Annotated in this window: 12 protein-coding genes; 10 read left to right on the top strand and 2 right to left on the bottom strand. The window is 38.5% G+C overall.

Features of this window, described 5'->3' with window-relative positions; genetic code table 11:
• The 7 genes from FAX86_RS03730 (at nt 1) to FAX86_RS03700 (ending at nt 9,735) form a co-directional block, all read left to right on the top strand.
• Nucleotides 1-2,565 (top strand): M14 family zinc carboxypeptidase, encoded by a 2,565-nt coding sequence (locus FAX86_RS03730; protein WP_144391986.1) that lies wholly within the window; start codon nt 1-3, stop codon nt 2,563-2,565.
• Nucleotides 2,566-2,589: 24 nt separating this feature from the next.
• Entirely contained in the window at nt 2,590-4,983 is a 2,394-nt protein-coding gene (locus FAX86_RS03725) for a zinc-dependent metalloprotease (RefSeq protein WP_144391985.1), read from the top strand.
• Nucleotides 4,984-5,091: 108 nt separating this feature from the next.
• On the top strand, nt 5,092-5,577 hold the full coding sequence (locus FAX86_RS03720) for a PH domain-containing protein (protein ID WP_144391984.1): 486 nt from the start codon (nt 5,092-5,094) through the stop codon (nt 5,575-5,577).
• Between the two features lie 11 nt (nt 5,578-5,588).
• Nucleotides 5,589-7,082 carry a PH domain-containing protein gene (locus tag FAX86_RS03715; RefSeq protein WP_144391983.1) on the top strand — a complete coding sequence of 498 codons (1,494 nt, stop codon included), beginning with the start codon at nt 5,589-5,591 and terminating at the stop codon, nt 7,080-7,082.
• A 256-nt stretch (nt 7,083-7,338) separates the two neighbouring features.
• Entirely contained in the window at nt 7,339-7,956 is a 618-nt protein-coding gene (locus tag FAX86_RS03710; protein ID WP_144391982.1) for a hypothetical protein, read from the top strand.
• 314 nt (nt 7,957-8,270) lie between these two features.
• A complete protein-coding gene (gene alaC, locus FAX86_RS03705; protein WP_144391981.1) occupies nt 8,271-9,449 on the top strand; it encodes an alanine transaminase in 1,179 nt (392 codons plus the stop codon).
• 76 nt (nt 9,450-9,525) lie between these two features.
• Nucleotides 9,526-9,735: a hypothetical protein gene (locus tag FAX86_RS03700; RefSeq protein ID WP_144391980.1), complete on the top strand. Its 210-nt coding sequence runs from the start codon at nt 9,526-9,528 to the stop codon at nt 9,733-9,735.
• A 96-nt stretch (nt 9,736-9,831) separates the two neighbouring features.
• On the opposite strand, the gene FAX86_RS03695 is transcribed toward FAX86_RS03700, so the two are convergent.
• The gene (locus tag FAX86_RS03695; RefSeq protein WP_144391979.1) at nt 9,832-10,296 is read right to left on the bottom strand and encodes a GNAT family N-acetyltransferase; all 465 of its coding nucleotides are present in this window, start codon (nt 10,294-10,296) and stop codon (nt 9,832-9,834) included.
• Nucleotides 10,297-10,388: 92 nt separating this feature from the next.
• Here FAX86_RS03695 and FAX86_RS03690 point away from each other — a divergent pair, with 92 nt between their 5' ends.
• Together FAX86_RS03690 and FAX86_RS03685 are read left to right on the top strand one after the other, a co-directional pair.
• A complete protein-coding gene (locus FAX86_RS03690; protein WP_144391978.1) occupies nt 10,389-12,536 on the top strand; it encodes a tRNA(Met) cytidine acetyltransferase TmcA domain-containing protein in 2,148 nt (715 codons plus the stop codon).
• On the top strand, nt 12,529-12,939 hold the full coding sequence (locus FAX86_RS03685) for an SMI1/KNR4 family protein (RefSeq protein ID WP_144391977.1): 411 nt from the start codon (nt 12,529-12,531) through the stop codon (nt 12,937-12,939). Before FAX86_RS03690 ends, FAX86_RS03685 begins: the two co-directional genes overlap by 8 nt.
• A 31-nt stretch (nt 12,940-12,970) precedes the next feature.
• On the opposite strand, the gene FAX86_RS03680 is transcribed toward FAX86_RS03685, so the two are convergent.
• On the bottom strand, nt 12,971-16,426 hold the full coding sequence (locus FAX86_RS03680; RefSeq protein ID WP_144391976.1) for a ligand-binding sensor domain-containing diguanylate cyclase: 3,456 nt from the start codon (nt 16,424-16,426) through the stop codon (nt 12,971-12,973).
• Nucleotides 16,427-17,137: 711 nt separating this feature from the next.
• Here FAX86_RS03680 and FAX86_RS03675 point away from each other — a divergent pair.
• Nucleotides 17,138-18,028: a GGDEF domain-containing protein gene (locus tag FAX86_RS03675; RefSeq protein ID WP_144391975.1), complete on the top strand. Its 891-nt coding sequence runs from the start codon at nt 17,138-17,140 to the stop codon at nt 18,026-18,028.
• Nucleotides 18,029-18,033 lie beyond the last annotated feature (5 nt).

Below are 18,033 nucleotides of genomic sequence, written 5' to 3'. Positions count from 1 at the left end.
ATGAAGATTTTGGTTTGTTTCGTTTTATTTTTTTCGATTCAATGGGTTTCTGCAGATGAGTTATCACTAGATTATTATCTGTCGAAGGAGCTGGTTTTTGATGTCGATACCTCCTATAACCCTGATATTCCAACTCCTGAATCTGTTTTAGGGTATCAAGTTGGCGATTGGCATGTGCGCCCTGAACAAATTGCTGAGTACATGTACGCGCTCGCTTCAACTTCGAAACGTGTCTGGATTGAAGAGATTGGACGAACCTGGGAAAAGCGACCTTTATTGTTAGTCGGCTTTTCCAGCGAAAAAAATATTAATCGGATCGATGCGATTCAGAAATTGCAAGAGGATGTAAAAAAACGCCCAAATGATCAGCCTGCAGTTGTTTGGATGGGCTACAGCGTACATGGAGACGAAGCGAGTGGTTCAAATACGGCTTTATTGTTAGCCTACTATTTGGCTGCAGCTCAAGGAGAAAAAGTTCAACAGATTCTCAACGATACCGTGATTCTCATTGATCCTATGCTCAACCCAGATGGATTGGCTCGATTTAGTACTTATGTCAATTCACGGAAAAGTTATCAAACCGTTACTGATCCTAAAGATGTTGAACACAATCAACCATGGCCTGAAGGAAGAACCAATCATTATTGGTTTGATTTAAATCGAGATTGGCTGTTAGTTCAGCATCCTGAGTCTAGAGCTCGAATAAATTACTTTCATCAATGGAAACCTTTGGTATTAACCGATTTTCACGAAATGGGAAGTAATAGTACTTATTTTTTTCAACCGGGGGTTCCTAGTCGCAATCATCCGTTAACACCAGAAAAAAACTTTAATTTGACGGCACTGATCGCAAAATACCATGGTGAAATATTTGATAAAATTGGATCCGATTATTATTCGAAAGAGTCATTCGACGATTTTTACTATGGAAAAGGCTCAACCTATCCAGATATTAACGGTTCGATCGGTATTTTATTTGAGCAGGCTAGTGCTGCGGGGCATGCAATTGATACAGTAAATGGTCAACTCACGTTTCCCTTTGCCATTCGAAATCATTTAGCGGCTTCTTTTTCTACCATAAAAGCAGTGTACTCGGAGAAAAAAAAATTAAAGGATTATCAGAAAAACTTTTTTAGTGCGGCAGAAGAAGAGGCTGATGATTACATGTTCAAAGGTTTCGTCTTTGATGCAGATGGCGACAACACACGATTAAATGCATTTGTTGAACTTTTAGAGAAACACGGAATTAATGTTCATCAGTTAAGTCGGGATTTGCGTGTGAATAACAAACTATTTAAGTCGAAAGAGGCTTATATCCTTCCAACCAAGCAGCAACAGTTTCGACTCATTCGAGCCATGTTTGAAACGCGTACTAAGTTTAATGACAACACATTTTATGATGTCTCCAGTTGGACATTACCTTTAGCGTTTAACCTGCGATACTCTGGATTAGATAGTGGAGATTATAATTCACGGTTATTAGGTAAAAAGGGATTACGTAATGGAGAGCAATCGGGCTTATTGATCAATGATAAAACAATTGCATTAGCGATTGATTGGCGAGATTTTGATGCTGCAAAGTTAGTTTATCGTTTACAAGCTGAAGGCCTAAGACTTCGTGTTGCCACTCAAAGTACGGAGTTGTTAACCTTATCTGGGCGTCAGTCATTTAAAGAGGGCACGGTCTTTTTAGTTATTGGGAATCAATCGATTGATCGAAAGTCGTTGGAATTTATAGTTGATGATGTTTTAAAAAGTACGGTTGTCTCGATTTCACAGGTTACCTCTGGGTTGGCTTTGAAAGGAATTGATTTAGGAAGTCCATCGATGAAGCCACTTACACTACCTCGTCCATTGCTTGTTGTTGGTGACGGAGTTTATTCCTACGAAGCGGGAGAGGTCTGGCATCTATTTGACCAGCGAGTGAGCTTGCCTTTAACCAAAGTATCGCAAGCAAGTTTAGAGCACATTGAACTTAATGATTATACTCATCTCTATTTCGTTTCTGGAAGATACGACTTTTCAAGAAACCTGGAGGAAAAAATTGAACAGTGGGTTGAGAAAGGCGGACAATTGGTGGTATCTCGTACGGCAGGCCGTTGGCTTGCTGAACAATCTTGGTCGCCAATAGAATACATCGACGATGAAGATAACAGTAGCAATAAAATGAATTATTCACAAAGAGATCGATTTTTGGCGGATAAATATATAGGTGGTGCTATTTTTAAAATTCAAGTTGATCAATCACACCCTTTAGGTTTCGGACTTCACTCGGCAGAAATCCCTGTGTTTAGAAAAGGGGGCGATATTTATCGAGTTAAAGAAGATCCTTTTAAGACGGTAGCATCTTACTCTAGTTCACCCTTAGTATCTGGGTATTCATCGGAAGACAATCAAAAGAAAATAGCCAATTCGCCTTCGATTGTTGCGGCCCGAAAAGGAAAGGGCACCATTATTTTCTATGTCGATAACATGAACTTTAGAGCATTTTGGTGGGGAACGAGTAAGTTATTCTTAAACAGTTTATATTTTGGTTACTCATTTCAATCGGATAATGGCGAATAAATATTAAAATAAGAGAATAAATAGATGAGATTTACTATTCTAGTCACTTTTTTGTTTCTGACATTTGGATTCGCTAATGCGGCGTCAATATCGAAATTCACACAATCGATGGAGCATCGAAAGGGTTTTTTTGATATTTATTATGATAGCTCAAAAGCCAATGTATTTTTAAAAACTCGTCGATTTGATAAGCCATTTTTATTAATGACCAGCTTACCTTATGGATTGGGGTCAAATGATATTGGTCTTGATCGAGGTCTTCAAGGTGGCGCGAAATTAGTTGAACTCAGAAAAGTCGGACAAAGAGTATTTTTGATCGAAAAAAATACTAACTATGTTGCTGTCACTGATAATGATGCAGAGCGACGTTCCGTAGAAGAGGCTTTTGCAGAATCTATTATTGCAGGGTTTGATATTGTAGCGTCCGACAAAAAAAGTGTACTGATTGATGTCACCCCGTTTTTACTGTCCGATCGGATGGGGGTCGCAGAACGAATCGAGTCAACGCAACAAGGTAACTTTTCACTGCAAAAGAATTTGTCTTCGGTAGATCCTGAGGTAATTAAGTCCTTTCCAAAAAATACAGAGCTGCAGTCTATTTTAACGTTTTCTGGTAGCAAAGCTGGCAATTACCTTCGAGAAGTATCTCCGAATAATAACTATTTTACCTTACGTCAAAGATTGTCTTTTATCGAACTACCTGAGAGTGATTTTGAATCAAGAGAATTTCATCCTTTTTCAGGTTTTTGGACGATGGGTCATCGCAATTATGCGGCTGGTCTTTTGGAACCTATGGATGTCCGTTTTATTCCACGACACAAGTTAAAGAAAAAAAATCCTGAGCTAGCGGTAAGTGAGCCCGTCGAACCTATTGTTTATTATGTTGATAGTGGAGCCCCAGAAAAAATTCGTAATGCTTTGATCGAAGGTGCTTTGTGGTGGAATCAGGCATTTGAAGCTGCCGGATACAAAAATGCGTTTCAAGTGAAGGTTATGCCTAAAAACATGGACCCTATGGATGTTCGGTACAATGTTATTCTTTGGGTTCATCGAGCAACGCGTGGCTGGTCCTATGGTGCCAGTATAACGGATCCTAGAACTGGTGAAATTATAAAAGGTCATGTAACTTTGGGGTCACTAAGAGTTCGTCAGGATTTATTAATTGCGAAAGGTCTAACTTCACCTTTTGAATCAGAGCCAGATTTAGAGCGACAGCAAGCAATGGCATTAAATCGTATCAAGCAACTGTCTGCTCATGAAGTGGGACACACTCTCGGTATTGCGCATAATTTTGCAGCGAGTGTCCATAACCGCGCGTCTGTCATGGATTATCCACACCCGCTTGTTCAATTGAATGATGGAAAGTTAGTATTAAATGATGCTTATGACTTAGGCATTGGTGAATGGGATAAGCAAGTTATTAAGTATGGGTACAGTGAGTTTTCCAGTAAGAACCACTCTAACGAGCTGGATAAAATTATTCGAGAATCAAAAGCGATGGGATTAGAGTTTGTTGGTGACTCCGATGCAAGACCTGTAGGTGGTATTCATCCTGCTGGACATTTGTGGGATAACGGAAAAGATCCTGTTGATGAACTTTATCGATTGATTGAAGTTCGTAAATTTGCGTTAGATAACTTTGATAAGCAGGTTATTGCTGATGGCGTTCCCTATTCTGAAATAGAAGAAGCATTAGTTCCGATATTTAACTTGCATCGCTACCAGGTTGAAGCTGCTGCTAAGCTTATAGCTGGTCGACATTATTCATATTCCGTAAAAGGTGAAGATGATGTTGAGTATAAATTGGTTCCGAAAAAGGAACAGAGAGAAGCGTTAAATCTTCTACTAAAAACCATGTCTCCAGAATTTTTAACGGTATCTCAAAGAGTTTTGGATTTAATTCCACCAAAGGCATACGGTTATAGTAAAACCAGAGAAAGCTTTAAAGGTAGTACAGGACTTGTTTTAGACCCGATTGCTATGGCTGAAGCGGCTGCCAATCATTCGCTTAATTATCTTCTTAATTTAGAACGTATGGCCCGTCTGTCTCAACAGTCAATCCATAACAATTTAACTTTAGAAGAAGTCTTATTAGAACTGAGTGAACAAACCATAAAAAGTGAGCATGAGAATCAATATGAGAAGAAAATTAACATGCGTGTTTCGTCCGCATATCTTTCTCGTTTGCTTAATATAATGGAGCAAGGTTCAACACCAATGGAGGTTTTAGCCGATGTCGTAGGCGAAGTTGAACGCCTTCGTAGTTGGTTAAATCGTAAAGTTGAACATACTCGAGCTTCAGATAGTGATTATGGTTATTATCACGCTCTATTAAAGATTATAGAAGCTCGACATAAGCGTTTTGAACGAGAATTTAGTCCAACTGAGTTACCACCAGGATCTCCGATTGGAGCGTAACTAAGTGTTGCCCAATTTGTTTTGGAAAATTGGGCAACTGAGAAAAATATTTGTAATAAGTTAACTCTCCATAAGACTTATTCTCTTTACGAAGAAGCTATCATTATTATGACTGAAACTAAGCCATTGGCCGACTCCGCTAAGAATTATTTTAGAGTGTCAGGCGTTATTTCTTTTTGTTTTCTGTTTGTCGTGTCTGTTGTTGCATCGGTTATCTTTTTTCTATCATCTTGGACCGTACCATCAGTCTGGTTTGTTCTGATTTGGTTTGTCGCAATATTGATTCTCGCTGTTTGGATGATTGGAATTTATCCTGCAAAGAAATTTGAGAAGACCCGCTGGAGATTCGATGAGCAAGGGCTCTTTATCTATCAAGGAATATGGTGGAAAGTCCAATATGCTGTGCCAAGAAGTCGTGTTCAACATATTGATGTTACGCAAGGCCCCATTCAACGTAGTTTTAACATCGCGCAGTTAATTCTGCACACCGCGGGAACAATTAATGCATCGGTCTCGTTAACCGGTCTCAGTCATGAGAAAGCGGTTGAAATTCGAGACGAACTCTTGTTTCAAGAAAAGCATGATGCGGTATAACGGGATTTATTATGGAAAATGAAAAACGGCTTCATCCGTTATCTTGGCTATTTATTATTATTGAAATAGTTAAGCAGTTCTTCTTTCCTTTAATATTCGCATTGTTTGCTGGTGGTTCCGACAATTATCAGTTAGTGACGCTAATTTTTATAGTCCCTGGTGTTGTATTTGCGATAATTCAATATTGGGTATACCGCTATTCATTGAAAGAGCATGAAATTGTCATTCGTGAAGGTGTTTTTGTAAAGAATGTACGACATGTTAAATATGAACGTATTCAAAATGTCAATCTATCGCGAAATCCTCTTCATCGCTTATTTAATGTTGCACAGCTAGAGCTTGAATCCGCGAGTGGTGGAAAACCAGAGGCTGTAATGCGAGTTATTTCGTTACCTGCGGTGGAAGAGATTCGTCAAAAAGTACTCTCCGCGAAAGCCGCCGTGCAAGACTCTGATTCAAAAGATGACTTGGAAAAGCCTTCGGTCAATGAAGATACTGAACGTTCAATTTTAAGTTTGCCTCTTTCTGAGCTTATTAAAGCAGGAGTAATTTCAAATAAAGGAATGTTAGTGGTGGCCGCTGTGTTTGGTGTTGCGGGGCAAACGGGCTCGCTAGAGCGATTCTTTGATACGATGGAATCAAGAATGAATGTTTGGTTTGATAGTGTTCAAATCGATTTCAATAACCCTGTCAGTATTGTTGTATTGAGTATTTTAGGAATCGTCTCATTTATAATACTTATTCGTATTCTCTCGATTGCTTTTATGGTCGTGACTTATTATGGATTTGAGTTAAAGAAAGCGAACGATAAACTATTAGCTCAGTACGGATTAGTTACGCACTTTAATGCCACGGTGCCAGAACAACGAATTCAGTTAGTTTCGGTTGAAGAAAACATGTTGCATCGATACTTTGCTCGTTCAGCAGTACGAATTGCGACTGCTGGAGGAAATGCAAATCAAGGTGGTAAGTCATTGAAATGGATTGCGCCAATTATCAATTCCGATCAACTCAATAAGTTTGTTGGAGCTATTCAGCCAGATATTTCAACTGAGGTAGACAGTTGGCAGAAAGTGGAATTTTCGGGCTGGAAACGCATCACCAGAGTGTATATTATTTTGTTGAGTATTATTGTTGCATTATTATCCATTAAGATTGGATGGCATTCGTTGTGGTTCATAACGTTATCGATATTTATTGTTGTGTATGCTCAAAAAACGGTAGCATCCATGCGATATGGGTTTTCGACTAATGCGTTGTTTTATGAAAGTGGATGGCTGGTAAAACGAAGAACATTTGTTCCAATCAGTAAAATACAATCGATAGAATTAAAACAAACGCCGTTTGATCGTCGAGTCGGGATGGCGAGCTTACTGGTTGATATTGCTGGATTAGATCTAGGCCGACACAGTATTTCAATTCGTTTTTTGAAAAAGTCTACGGCAAATGAGTTGATGTCAAAACTCTACACAAACGTGAGTAATACTGTTTATCGATGGAAGTGATCGATTCGAATTAGTTTAGAGATTATTCTTCTTAGGTGCGGTCAGCCCTTTAAAGTGTCTTGATTGTATGATTGCAATGGATTGTTGCAACAAAAAGGGAGGTCGCAATTCTTTTACTTTAGAGCGCGCCATTCCTTGGCTATTGTATATCTCCGATTTTACACTCTAAATAAAGGGTGAGTTACTTAGTTGCTCAAAAGTGCTCCTATTACTACACCGAAGGCAATGTCTTCCCAGTCTGCTCGGAAGTGCCAATGTGGGCAGTAGTGATCATGATAATGGACATCTAAATAATCGTAGTAGTAGTCATACACCCATACCGGATAGTGAGTTGACAATCGAATGTAATGATCTCGATAAGGTCGATAGTAGTACCCATGTCTGTGATAACGAGAATAGTGATGACCGTGTCTGTATCTTTCACGCCAGTTGTGTAAACGGTTACGATGCCAGCTGTGTCGATGCTTATCGTAATGTCTGTATTTCTTCACCGTATTTCTTTGGTGTGAATTTCTCCAATCACGTCGATGTTCTCTTGCATGATGGCGCCCTTTTCGATCGCCTCGATGAGAATCGTGTCGGCGTAGATCTCGTCGGTCGTTGTGTCTCACTACGTGATCATGTCGAGTATTTGAGCGATGCGTTGCTTCGCGTGGTTTCACACTGTGAGGCTTTTCATGATGTCGCGTGCTACTCGAATGATTTGAATGACGACTCGGCTTTTCTGTTCTGGTTTGAACCGCTGGCTTTTCACGCACATCGCTCCGAACTGTCCGCGTATGCGATTGTCGGCTTGAAGAGTGCCGATCACTCCGGTGCGATTGTCGATGCGACCGATGCTGATTTGCCTTCGGTTTATGCTGTTGCGATTTGACTGAGCGAGAATTTTGTCGATGTTCACTGTCCCTCGCTTCGGCGGCCGGAAGTGATAGCGCACTTGCTAATATCGCTGAGATTACAAGGCTGTACGTTTTCATGGGACATTCCTCTTTATTTCCATGTTAACGACTATAGTAGTGTGTATAAACTGAACGAAGACTGAACCTTTTAAAATTTAAAATAAAAGGCCGAAATAGAGTGTTTTTATGGTTTTCTAGTAACTAAAAGCTATTTCAAAAATGCTGGAAACAACCCATAATTATAGCGAATACCGATAAATAACCATCGAGAACAAGGAAAACAGTGGCTATGGTCCAAGAATTTGCACGTATAAAACGATTGCCTCCCTATGTGTTCAATGTTATTGGTGAGTTAAAGCAAGCGGCCAGAGCCAGAGGCGAAGATATTATTGATCTCAGTATGGGAAATCCAGATCAACCGACACCTCAGCACATCGTTGACAAAATGGTAGAGGCTTCTCAGGATCCGCGTACACATCGATACTCACAGTCAAAGGGCATTCCAAGATTAAGGAAAGCTATTTGTGATTGGTATGATCGTCATTTTAATGTTGAGCTGGATCCTGAATCCGAAGCGATCGTCACTATTGGCTCCAAAGAAGGTTTAGCCCATTTAGCCCTTGCAACCATGGAGCGCGGAGATTCTGTGATTGTGCCTAATCCTGCGTATCCTATTCATCCCTATGGATTCGTTATAGCAGGGGCAGAAATCCTTCACGTTCCCCTCACCAATCGCGAGGAGTTTTTTGCGGGTGTTGAGAAAACACTTCGCATGACCTGGCCGAAGCCCAAAATGTTATTGCTGAACTTTCCTGCAAATCCAACCACCGACACGGTTGATCTTAGTTTCTTTGAACGCGTCATTGCCATTGCGAAAGAGCATGATATTTGGGTCGTTCAAGATCTTGCCTACCACGATATTGTTTTTGATGGATATAAAGCTCCTTCAATATTGCAAGTCGAAGGAGCAAGAGATGTTGCCGTTGAGTTCTATTCGCTATCTAAGAGTTACAATATGCCGGGCTGGCGATTAGGGTTCTGCTGCGGGAATCCGACGCTTATACATGCTCTCGCGCGGTTAAAGTCTTATCTTGATTACGGAATATTTACGCCTCTTCAAGTTGCTGGTATCGCTGCACTGGAAGGACCGCAAGATTGTGTTGAAGAAATTCGATTGCGTTATAAATCTCGTCGGGATGTATTATGCGATGGCCTTAATCGTATAGGTTGGTCGGTAGAAAAGCCTAAAGCGACTATGTTTGTCTGGGCTCCAATTCCTGAGCCATACCAATCGATGGGGTCATTAGAATTTGCAAAGTGGTTGCTCAAAGAAGCGAAAGTAGCGGTATCACCAGGTATTGGATTTGGTGAATATGGAGATAAATTTGTTCGACTGGCACTCATTGAGAATGAACAAAGAATCAAACAAGCCCTCAAAGGCATCAAAAAAACATTTTCTCAAGCATGAACTGATCCAGGTCAATATTAAAAAATAATTCATTGTTAGAATGATTTACCAAGGTTAATCAGTTAACAGGTGTTTTATGTCTGAATCAAGAGATGATTTGTTGGCGAAAAAACGCGAATTAGAAGCTCGAGTTGAGTCAATTAAAAAAGACTTTAAACAGGGCCTTGATGCAGACGCTGAAGAGCGTGCTCAACAGTTAGAAAATGCCGAAGTATTGAACGCCTTAATGGAACAGGCTATGAAAGAGTTGCAGTTGATTAACTCAAAGCTGAATTCCAAAGTTTGATGTTTTTTTCATAACGACTGTCTCAAATTTGTCTTTTTTGACAGCGGTGAACAGTGTTCACCGCTTTTTTTATCACTTAAATAGCAATTCTGTTTATTATCGGTTTTCGTAGAGTGGCAGTAGGTAGTGGTAAAATGTCGTATCACGCCGATAGCCTTTAGCCTCGTAGACTTTCTGTGCAGCCAGGTTTCTTTGCTCTGTTGAAAGCTTTACCAGTATTGCACCGCTCTCAATCGCCATTTGTTTCGCCGCATCTAACAAAGCAAAGCCAACGCCCATACGGCGCGCGTTCGACCGAACATACAAATCGTTCATTGTCCAAATTTGCTTCAAGTATACGGAAGAAAAACCGGGATAAAGATGAATAAAGCCAGCAGGAGCTCCCTCCAACTCAGCAATAAACGCGATAGACTCTTTATTTTCGAAGCGTTGACTTAAAAATTCGAAGCAAGCTTCTTGATTATCAGCTTGTTTATAAAACTGCCGATATTCATTAAACAGTTCCGCTAATGCCGTAATATCAGCTTTTGAAGCCTGATAAATATTAAGTTGTTCGTTCATAAGAATTTTAGGTTACACTCTCTATATATCGATATTGTTATCTTATCGCGCAATTGATACATGTTAATGACGGTCATACTAGCTTCAGATTAATGAGCCAACAACTTTCTTTCGAAAAGCTCGTTGAGAGCAAAATAATTAGAGAACAGCAAGACCTGGTGGCACGTCGCCATCGGCTGGCTTTGTTGTGCTTTGAAGATGATAATTTAACCTCATTTTTAGAATCAAATACAGTAAAACTCGTTAATTTTCTCAAAGATCAAGGTTCGTCACAAAAAGTACTCTGTGTTACTGAGTTTGATATGCCATGCTTTGAAATTTTATCGCCGAAACGGTATCAAAAAGCGTTAGGTCAGGAATGGGATATTATTGTTCTGGATATTACAAAAGGAATTAGCGCGAGTGTTATCGCTAGTTTGTCAGGTGCATTAAAGGCCGGTGGCTTATTGTTTATCGTTGGTCGATCACAACAAAGTTGGCTCAATCAAAACAACGAAGAATCTTATCGATTATTTGGCGATTATCCTGCATATCAAAGTCGATTTTTTGAGCGGCTAATTCATTTATCTCCGGAAAAGCGTGGTTTAATAGATTGGAATAGAAGCCATATTGAATTGCCTGACCATCAAAGTGAGATCTTAAATCAAGCAGAAGCGCCTATTTATAAAGAACAAGACATTGCAATTAAAAAAATTATTCAGGTTTTTACTGGCCATCCAAAACGACCATTAATCATAACTGCGGATCGAGGAAGAGGAAAAAGTTCTGCTTTGGGAATTGCTGCTGCTCAATTAGTAAATGAGCGACAAAAGCGATTAGTGGTTGTGGCAATGCATCAAGGTTCCATTGAACCCGTAATGAACTGGTTTCATAAACTAGTAAAGCCAGAGCACCGGCATTTATTAACTTTCATGCCACCTGATGAGCTTTTGATAAGTTTAAAAAAGAAATGCCTTGATATTGATGGTGTTCTCGTTGACGAAGCTGCTGTGATTCCTTCAAATATCTTGTTTCAAATCTCTAATAGTATAAATCGTATTGTTTTTTCGACTACGATCCATGGTTATGAGGGATCCGGTCGAGGCTTTAATATTCGATTTAAATCAAAGCTTCTCGAATTAATGCCACAAACAAAGGAGTATCAACTTACACAAGCGATTCGTTGGAATGAAGGCGACCCTTTAGAAATGTGGACGTTTGATACATTAATACTCAAATATCAGGTTAACTTGATTAGCTATGAGGAAAGTAATCTTAAATGGATTTGGGTAAAAGAAGGAGAAGCGATACCGGAAGAGTATATTGAAACGTCCTTTGGTCTACTTGTTGACTCTCATTATCAAACAACTCCCGATGATCTCAGGCAGTTTCTTGATCATCCTGCACGGCAACTCCTCGTTGCTGTTAGCGTTTCAGAAAATAAAGTCGATGTGCTCGGGGTTTGTTTGATTTTAACAGAAGGTGGTAACTCCGAGAAAATAACAACTGATATTATAAAGGGAAAAAGGCGACTTCGTGGTCAACTCGTCGCTCAGACATTGGCTCGTTATTCAGGATGCTCAAAATGGTCAAGTGATTTAAGTTGGCGAGTTCAACGTATCGCGGTGGCGGCTTCTTGTCGTGATAAAGGAATTGGCTCTCAAATTATCCGGCGAATTGAACAGCAGGCATCAGTTAGTAATATTTCATTTCTATCGACCAGCTTTGCTGCAACTGACGATTTAATTCCGTTTTGGCGTTCTTTAGATTTTATTCCTGTTAAATTAGGGTATTCATATGATAAAAGCTCTGGTGCCCACAGCCTTATCATGCTCAAATTAGTTAATCATTTTTGTAATAGAGATGAAATTACAGAAAGGTTTTACAGTCATACTCATCAATTATTGGCAAGTGTATTCAAAAACCTTTCTACTTTAGTAGTTATCGAGTTATTAACAGGTATCCATCAGAAAATAGGTTTGTATATCGATAACAATAGAATCTATCGTTTTATAAATGGTGAAATTCAATTGTTTGACGCAACTTTAGAGCTCTCTGATTTAATCCACTTTTCATTATATGATGGTAATTTCGATCAAGAAGAAAGATATGCTGTTGAAGGACTTATCGCGAAACTCTGGCAAAATTGCTCTTCGAATGAATGGTGTGAGTCGTTTAACGCTTCAGGAAAAAAGGAAGAAGAGCGTATGTTAAGAGAGTTTGCTCGTCGCTTAATCAAAAAGGTACAAAGCAGTGAATGATGTTATTGATGAATTAAGAGAAAAAAATGAAGACCGATTTGGAAGTATTGAACTTCCTGATCTTGATTTGATAGTTGAAATTGAAGAGCAACTGTTAATTTCATTGCCCATTGAATTTAAGGAGTATTTGCTGTCATTAAGTGATGTCGTTTTCGGAAAAATCGAACCTGTAACGATTTCTGATCCAAATATGCATTCGTTTTTACCTGAAATTGCATCACAAGCATGGAATCAAGGCGTTCCAAGGCATTTAATTCCAATTTGTGAATATAATGGACAATACTTTGTTGTCGAGCAGGATGGCGTTGTAAAGTATTGGTTAGACGGTGAGTTGAGCGACAATGAGTGGGATTCAGTCTGGCACTGGATTGAAGATGTATGGTTGCTTCAAAATTTACCCTAGTGAACTTAGGTCTCCTAACATGATAAAATCGTTAATTACAAATTATAATTTTTTCTTGTGAATCGTTTTTCTTCTTGCTCATAATGCTATCTGTATGATCAAGAATTTCTTCGACAGAGTATTGAAGTTCAAGTTCACAAAGACCGAAGGTTACAGAAAGCTTTATTTCGTGTTCTTTAAAAATAATAACTTCCATATTTATTTGAGCAACGACTTTTTCTATGGCTTGCTTAGTGCCGTTTATATCTGTGTTTGGAAACATCAAGGCAAATTTGTCTCCTTCCCAGCGACCGACAAAATCTTGAGTGCGAAATCCTCTTTTAAGAATTGAAGAAAGCCTAGTGATCATCATGTCTCCACAGGTCTGTCCTAGAGAGTCATTGAGCTCTTTTAATCCATCGATGTTGGCCAGCATAAATGTAACTGGTAAGCTAGATCGTTTGGCAACAGAGATTTGATATTTTGCGAAATTGGTAAACGCGCGACGATTGTAAATGCCAGTATGTTGGTCAATTAGTGCAGACTGTTCCAGTTCGTTGTTTGTAATTGTATTATTTAAAGCAATGCTTGTGTAGTTCGCAATGGTTTCAATAAAATTGATGTCTTTCTCTTTGAAGCTATTTTTTTTATCGGATTGAATAAATACACAACCGATAACATGTTCTTGATTTGATTTTAGCGGGATTACAACTAACTCTTCCTGAAACTCAAAGATTTCTTGATAATTTCTTGAGTTAGAGTACTCTTCAAACTCTGCTTTAGATGTGATATGGATAGTTTTATTAAATCGTACACTATTCGCAATTATGTCTTTTTCGGGGTCCAAGCTGGTATAGATTGTTTCAAATTGCTTGCCGTGCTTAATAGATTTTTCAAACCTTATTCTTCCTTTATTGTACTCGCAAACACCAATTGCAAAAACTGAAATGTTAAACGACCGATTTAAGTTGTGATAAGTGCTTTTTACGAGCTCATAAATATTAAGAATGGACGTTATTTCTTTCCCAAGTGATGCTAATAATCGAACATCTTGGGTTCTCTTTTCTACTTCTTCTTCTAGGATTTTATTGTATCTCTTGTATCGGCTCGTCTTGTAATAAAAGATAGAAGTGATAATTATAATGACAACCAAAGCAACGAGTATTTCAAACCAGATGGTTTCATACCAATGAGCAAGAATAATCACATCAAGTGAGTTAATTGGGCCTACTTTTCCTGTCGCTGAACGGCTATGAATATTGAACACATATCTACCTGGATTTAAGTTTGTGTATTTAATTAGTCGATCTGATATGTCAGTTTCTATCCAATAATCATCAAAGCCATCAAGTTTGTAAAAGAAAGATAGTTTTCTAGGGTGAGAGTGTAACGTTGTTGTAAACCTTAAGGCAAAGTCTCTCTCGTCTGGAGGTATAATCAATTTTTCTGTATAAGATATATTTTTATTGAATTGAGAGTGAGCACTAGGACGTTTAGGTTTACCTTTTAATAAAAGCTCATTAATTACCGTAGGGTAAGATCGATGAGTATTCTTTATATATTCTTGATGAATAGCCGAAAAACCTTTTGGCCCCAGAAATACTATTCGACCTTCGTCGCTAAGGAAAAACTCACCAATGTAATATTGATTAAGAGCTCCTTCGTCTTGACCAAAAAATTGATGTGTATTTGTCGACGGATCATAGCGAATTAGACCTTTCTCACTTCCCATCCAAAGATGTCCATATTTATCTTCAATAGGCCCAGTCAAGGTTTCTGAAGGTAAACCATCCTGTTTTCCGATTGAAGTGTAGATAAACTCGATGCCTTCTTGAGTAATCTCATGAAGTCCACCGGGAGTCGTCATCCATATTCTGCCATCTCTTGCTTTTAGGTAGCCGCTAACTATTGTGTTTTTAAGGCCGGGATGTGTTTCTGATGTATGAGTTTTTACCTCACCATTGAATATATTTACTCGATAGACATTTTGTGAGTCTCCGAAGAGCATAGTGTTTTTATTGATTTGCTTAAAATATGGGACGGTAGACGAGTCGAAGTGATAAAGAATGTTTTCCAAGTTTTCATCTAAAACAAATACACCAGCTTTGGTGGAACTTAACCATAATCGATTATTAGAATCAAAACTCCCTGTATACCAAAGCAGATTTTTGAGCTCGTCAGGTAACTCTATTTTTCGTTTAACAAGATTGTCTGATAACTCATAGATTGCATTAGTAATTAGGTAAGTTGTGCCGGTGTTGTAATTAATAGCGAAGGTCGAATAAATAGATTCTGGGTTTATTACACTTAAGTCATACTTTTTCGCAACATTGTCATTAAAATCAATTTTGAATACATTACTTTCGTTTGAAAGCCAAAAATCAGAATCTAACCCTTTGTCAACACCTTTAATAACGCTAGTTTTCTTATCTAAATCATTAATAAAGAAAGTATCTACGGGGGTTTGTTCCGGATCATATCGATATAGACCACTGGACCAAGTGCCGACCCATAGTATTTTATTATTATCTTGAAAGAGAGATATAATAATGTTATTTAGCCCCGGGCTTTCATTTAGGCATTGAAGACTCTCTCCATTGCTGAGCTTCAATAAACAGATACCTTTTCCGGTACCTATCCATAATCTTCCCTGTTCATCTTCAAACAAAGATGCGACATAATTAGATGATAGCTTTTTAGTTTTTGATCGGGATGTATAGTGCCTTGTTTCATTTGTTTGAGGGTTGAAATAGAATAACCCGCGTTTTTCAGTGCCTAACCAGAGACCATTGTCTCGACTAGCAAGAATTTGTGTGACAATAAGATCGCCTTTTATGTATTTTCTGATAGAGGAATGCTCAATTAAACTATTGTTGTCGACGCGACTCAATCCACTAACCGTAGAAACCCATATATTACCCAGCCGATCTTCGGTTATATCAAGAACATTATTTGATGATGAGGTTCTGGAACTAGTATTTGAGAAGATTTGTTGCCAAGTATCGTTTTTGTAAAGATTGAGACCTTGATTGGTAGCGACCCAAATACGATTTTTAGAATCGATGAGTATTCTATTTATGTGATTATGGGAGATGGAGTCTTGCTCTTCGGCTTGAATGTGTCGAAAACTTTGGGTTTCAAGATTGTAAACACTGATCCCTTTAATTGTTCCGACCCAAAGGTCTTTCTTCTTTTTATCAAAAGCTAAACTAGTGACTAAGTTGTTAATTAACCCATTATCAAGCCCAGTGCTGGCATCCCATTTGTCGTATCCGTAGGCGTCAATTTTTAATAATCCCGATTGAGTGCCAACCCATATAAAATTATTGTCATCATTAACAACGGCATTAATTGTTAGCTCAAGGTCGTGAATGCCTTTGACGGGATCAAACTGAAATTCATTCGATTCTAAGTTAATAGGAAAAGAAGACTGTGGAAGCGTTAAGCTAGCGCTTTGCCCTAACAGTGAGAAACAAATAAGCAAAAAACAAATTAACTTTGTTGTCATTTTAACTGCTTTGAAAAGTCGCAATTCGTAAAGCGCCTCTATCTTTTCTTTAATATTTAATCGCACAAATCATTGAAATCGTGAAGAGATCATTCTTTCATTTGGAGCTGATAGGTACATTTACAAGATGTTTTAAGTTATTGTTTATGATTTAGAATCAAAGACTTCCGTAGTTTAAAGTTAGTGTCAACAAGAATGCTTGTCAAATATTGTTCCGGTGATTTTGCGGTGCGACATGAGTCTTGGGTTTGGGACGCCGTAATATTGGTTATATGCCCGGTGAGAGAGGTTTGAAGCTCAAGAACTGTGTTCAATTCTTGGGCGAGATGCTGAAAAGTTTAATCAAGATTAGATTTGAAACAAATCATATGCTTTGTCGTCGATAGGAGCTGTGTGATCAAAAAATTAAGATAGAAATCCAGCATCCAGAAGACTTCTTTCCAAAACAACCGGTTTAACTGTAGGGTCCCGGTATCAATATGATTTTTGAGTCTTTTTTCACGGCGCGAGTCTGCCATATAATGAGTCTTGCAGACAACGAAATTATTAGTCTGACTATTATAATAACCAAATGAAATAACGGCTGTTGATGTCAACCGCAGGACAGCCAACATGAGCCTGTTAATTGATGTCGTGAATTGATGTGCGTCAATTGAGATTTCTTAGAAATCATTGCTATTATTAAGTAATTCATCGCGATTGAAAATTAGAATGAATCATTCTCCTTCATGTCATTACAAAGAAACGTTGCGCCTAGCTGGATGCTTTGATATCGAGACTCTAAATGAAGAGTTCAAAAATATATTGGCAAAAATATTTCCACAGCATGTTATTGAAATAGAACTTCGTAAAGATTCTTTCTACTTAAAAAACACTAAAAAGTTGGAAATAATAGAACAAGAAGATATTGGTGAAGGGCGATTTCGGATAATTTGTCAAGGTACTCCGATAGGGTTTATTACGGCGGAACGGCCTTTGGAAGAACAGGATGAATGTGCTCTACTGGAAATGTTGAATGTCTATTTTAACCTAGTAAACCATATTGCATTATCGCGAGTTGATCCTTTAACCGGAGTTAGAAATCGACAAGCGTTTACACAAGACTTGCAGAAATTGAGCAAAAGTAGCTCAGTATTCGGTCGACGTAAGTTTGATTACCCACAGTTTTTGGCATTGCTCGATATTGATAATTTTAAGCTTATTAATGACCAGTTTGGGCATTTAATTGGTGATGAAGTTTTAGTTATTTTTGGACAAAAACTACAGACTGTTTTTCGCGATCAAGATTCTTGTTATCGTTATGGAGGAGAGGAGTTCGCCGTTATTCTAAATCACTCAGAAGCTTTTAGTATTCGGAGCATTTTAGAGCGGTTTAGAGCCAGTATTGAATCTTCGAGATTTCCAAGGGTTAATAAGGTAACCGTAAGTATCGGATATTCTATTATTCCGCCCGGATTTATCCCAAGTGATCTTATGGACCGTGCAGATCGTGCTTTATACTATTCGAAGAAAAATGGTCGCAATCAGGTGAATGATTTTGTTGAGTTGATGACGCAGGGGAAAATTAAAGAGGTTAAGTCGAGTGGAATTGAATTTCTTTAGTTGTA

This window comes from Pleionea sediminis, from assembly GCF_007570825.1.
GTDB lineage: Bacteria > Pseudomonadota > Gammaproteobacteria > Enterobacterales > Kangiellaceae > Pleionea > Pleionea sediminis.
Note: the sequence above shows the minus strand (reverse complement) of the source record. Positions and strands in the feature narration are given on the sequence as shown.

Coding starts and splice junctions, on each gene's coding strand:
- FAX86_RS03730 (WP_144391986.1), top strand. CDS start 1: ATGAAGATTTTGGTTTGTTTCGTTTTATTTTTTTCGATTCAATGGGTT.
- FAX86_RS03725 (WP_144391985.1), top strand. CDS start 2,590: ATGAGATTTACTATTCTAGTCACTTTTTTGTTTCTGACATTTGGATTC.
- FAX86_RS03720 (WP_144391984.1), top strand. CDS start 5,092: ATGACTGAAACTAAGCCATTGGCCGACTCCGCTAAGAATTATTTTAGA.
- FAX86_RS03715 (WP_144391983.1), top strand. CDS start 5,589: ATGGAAAATGAAAAACGGCTTCATCCGTTATCTTGGCTATTTATTATT.
- alaC (WP_144391981.1), top strand. CDS start 8,271: ATGGTCCAAGAATTTGCACGTATAAAACGATTGCCTCCCTATGTGTTC.
- FAX86_RS03700 (WP_144391980.1), top strand. CDS start 9,526: ATGTCTGAATCAAGAGATGATTTGTTGGCGAAAAAACGCGAATTAGAA.
- FAX86_RS03695 (WP_144391979.1), bottom strand. CDS start 10,296: ATGAACGAACAACTTAATATTTATCAGGCTTCAAAAGCTGATATTACG.
- FAX86_RS03690 (WP_144391978.1), top strand. CDS start 10,389: ATGAGCCAACAACTTTCTTTCGAAAAGCTCGTTGAGAGCAAAATAATT.
- FAX86_RS03680 (WP_144391976.1), bottom strand. CDS start 16,426: ATGACAACAAAGTTAATTTGTTTTTTGCTTATTTGTTTCTCACTGTTA.
- FAX86_RS03675 (WP_144391975.1), top strand. CDS start 17,138: ATGAATCATTCTCCTTCATGTCATTACAAAGAAACGTTGCGCCTAGCT.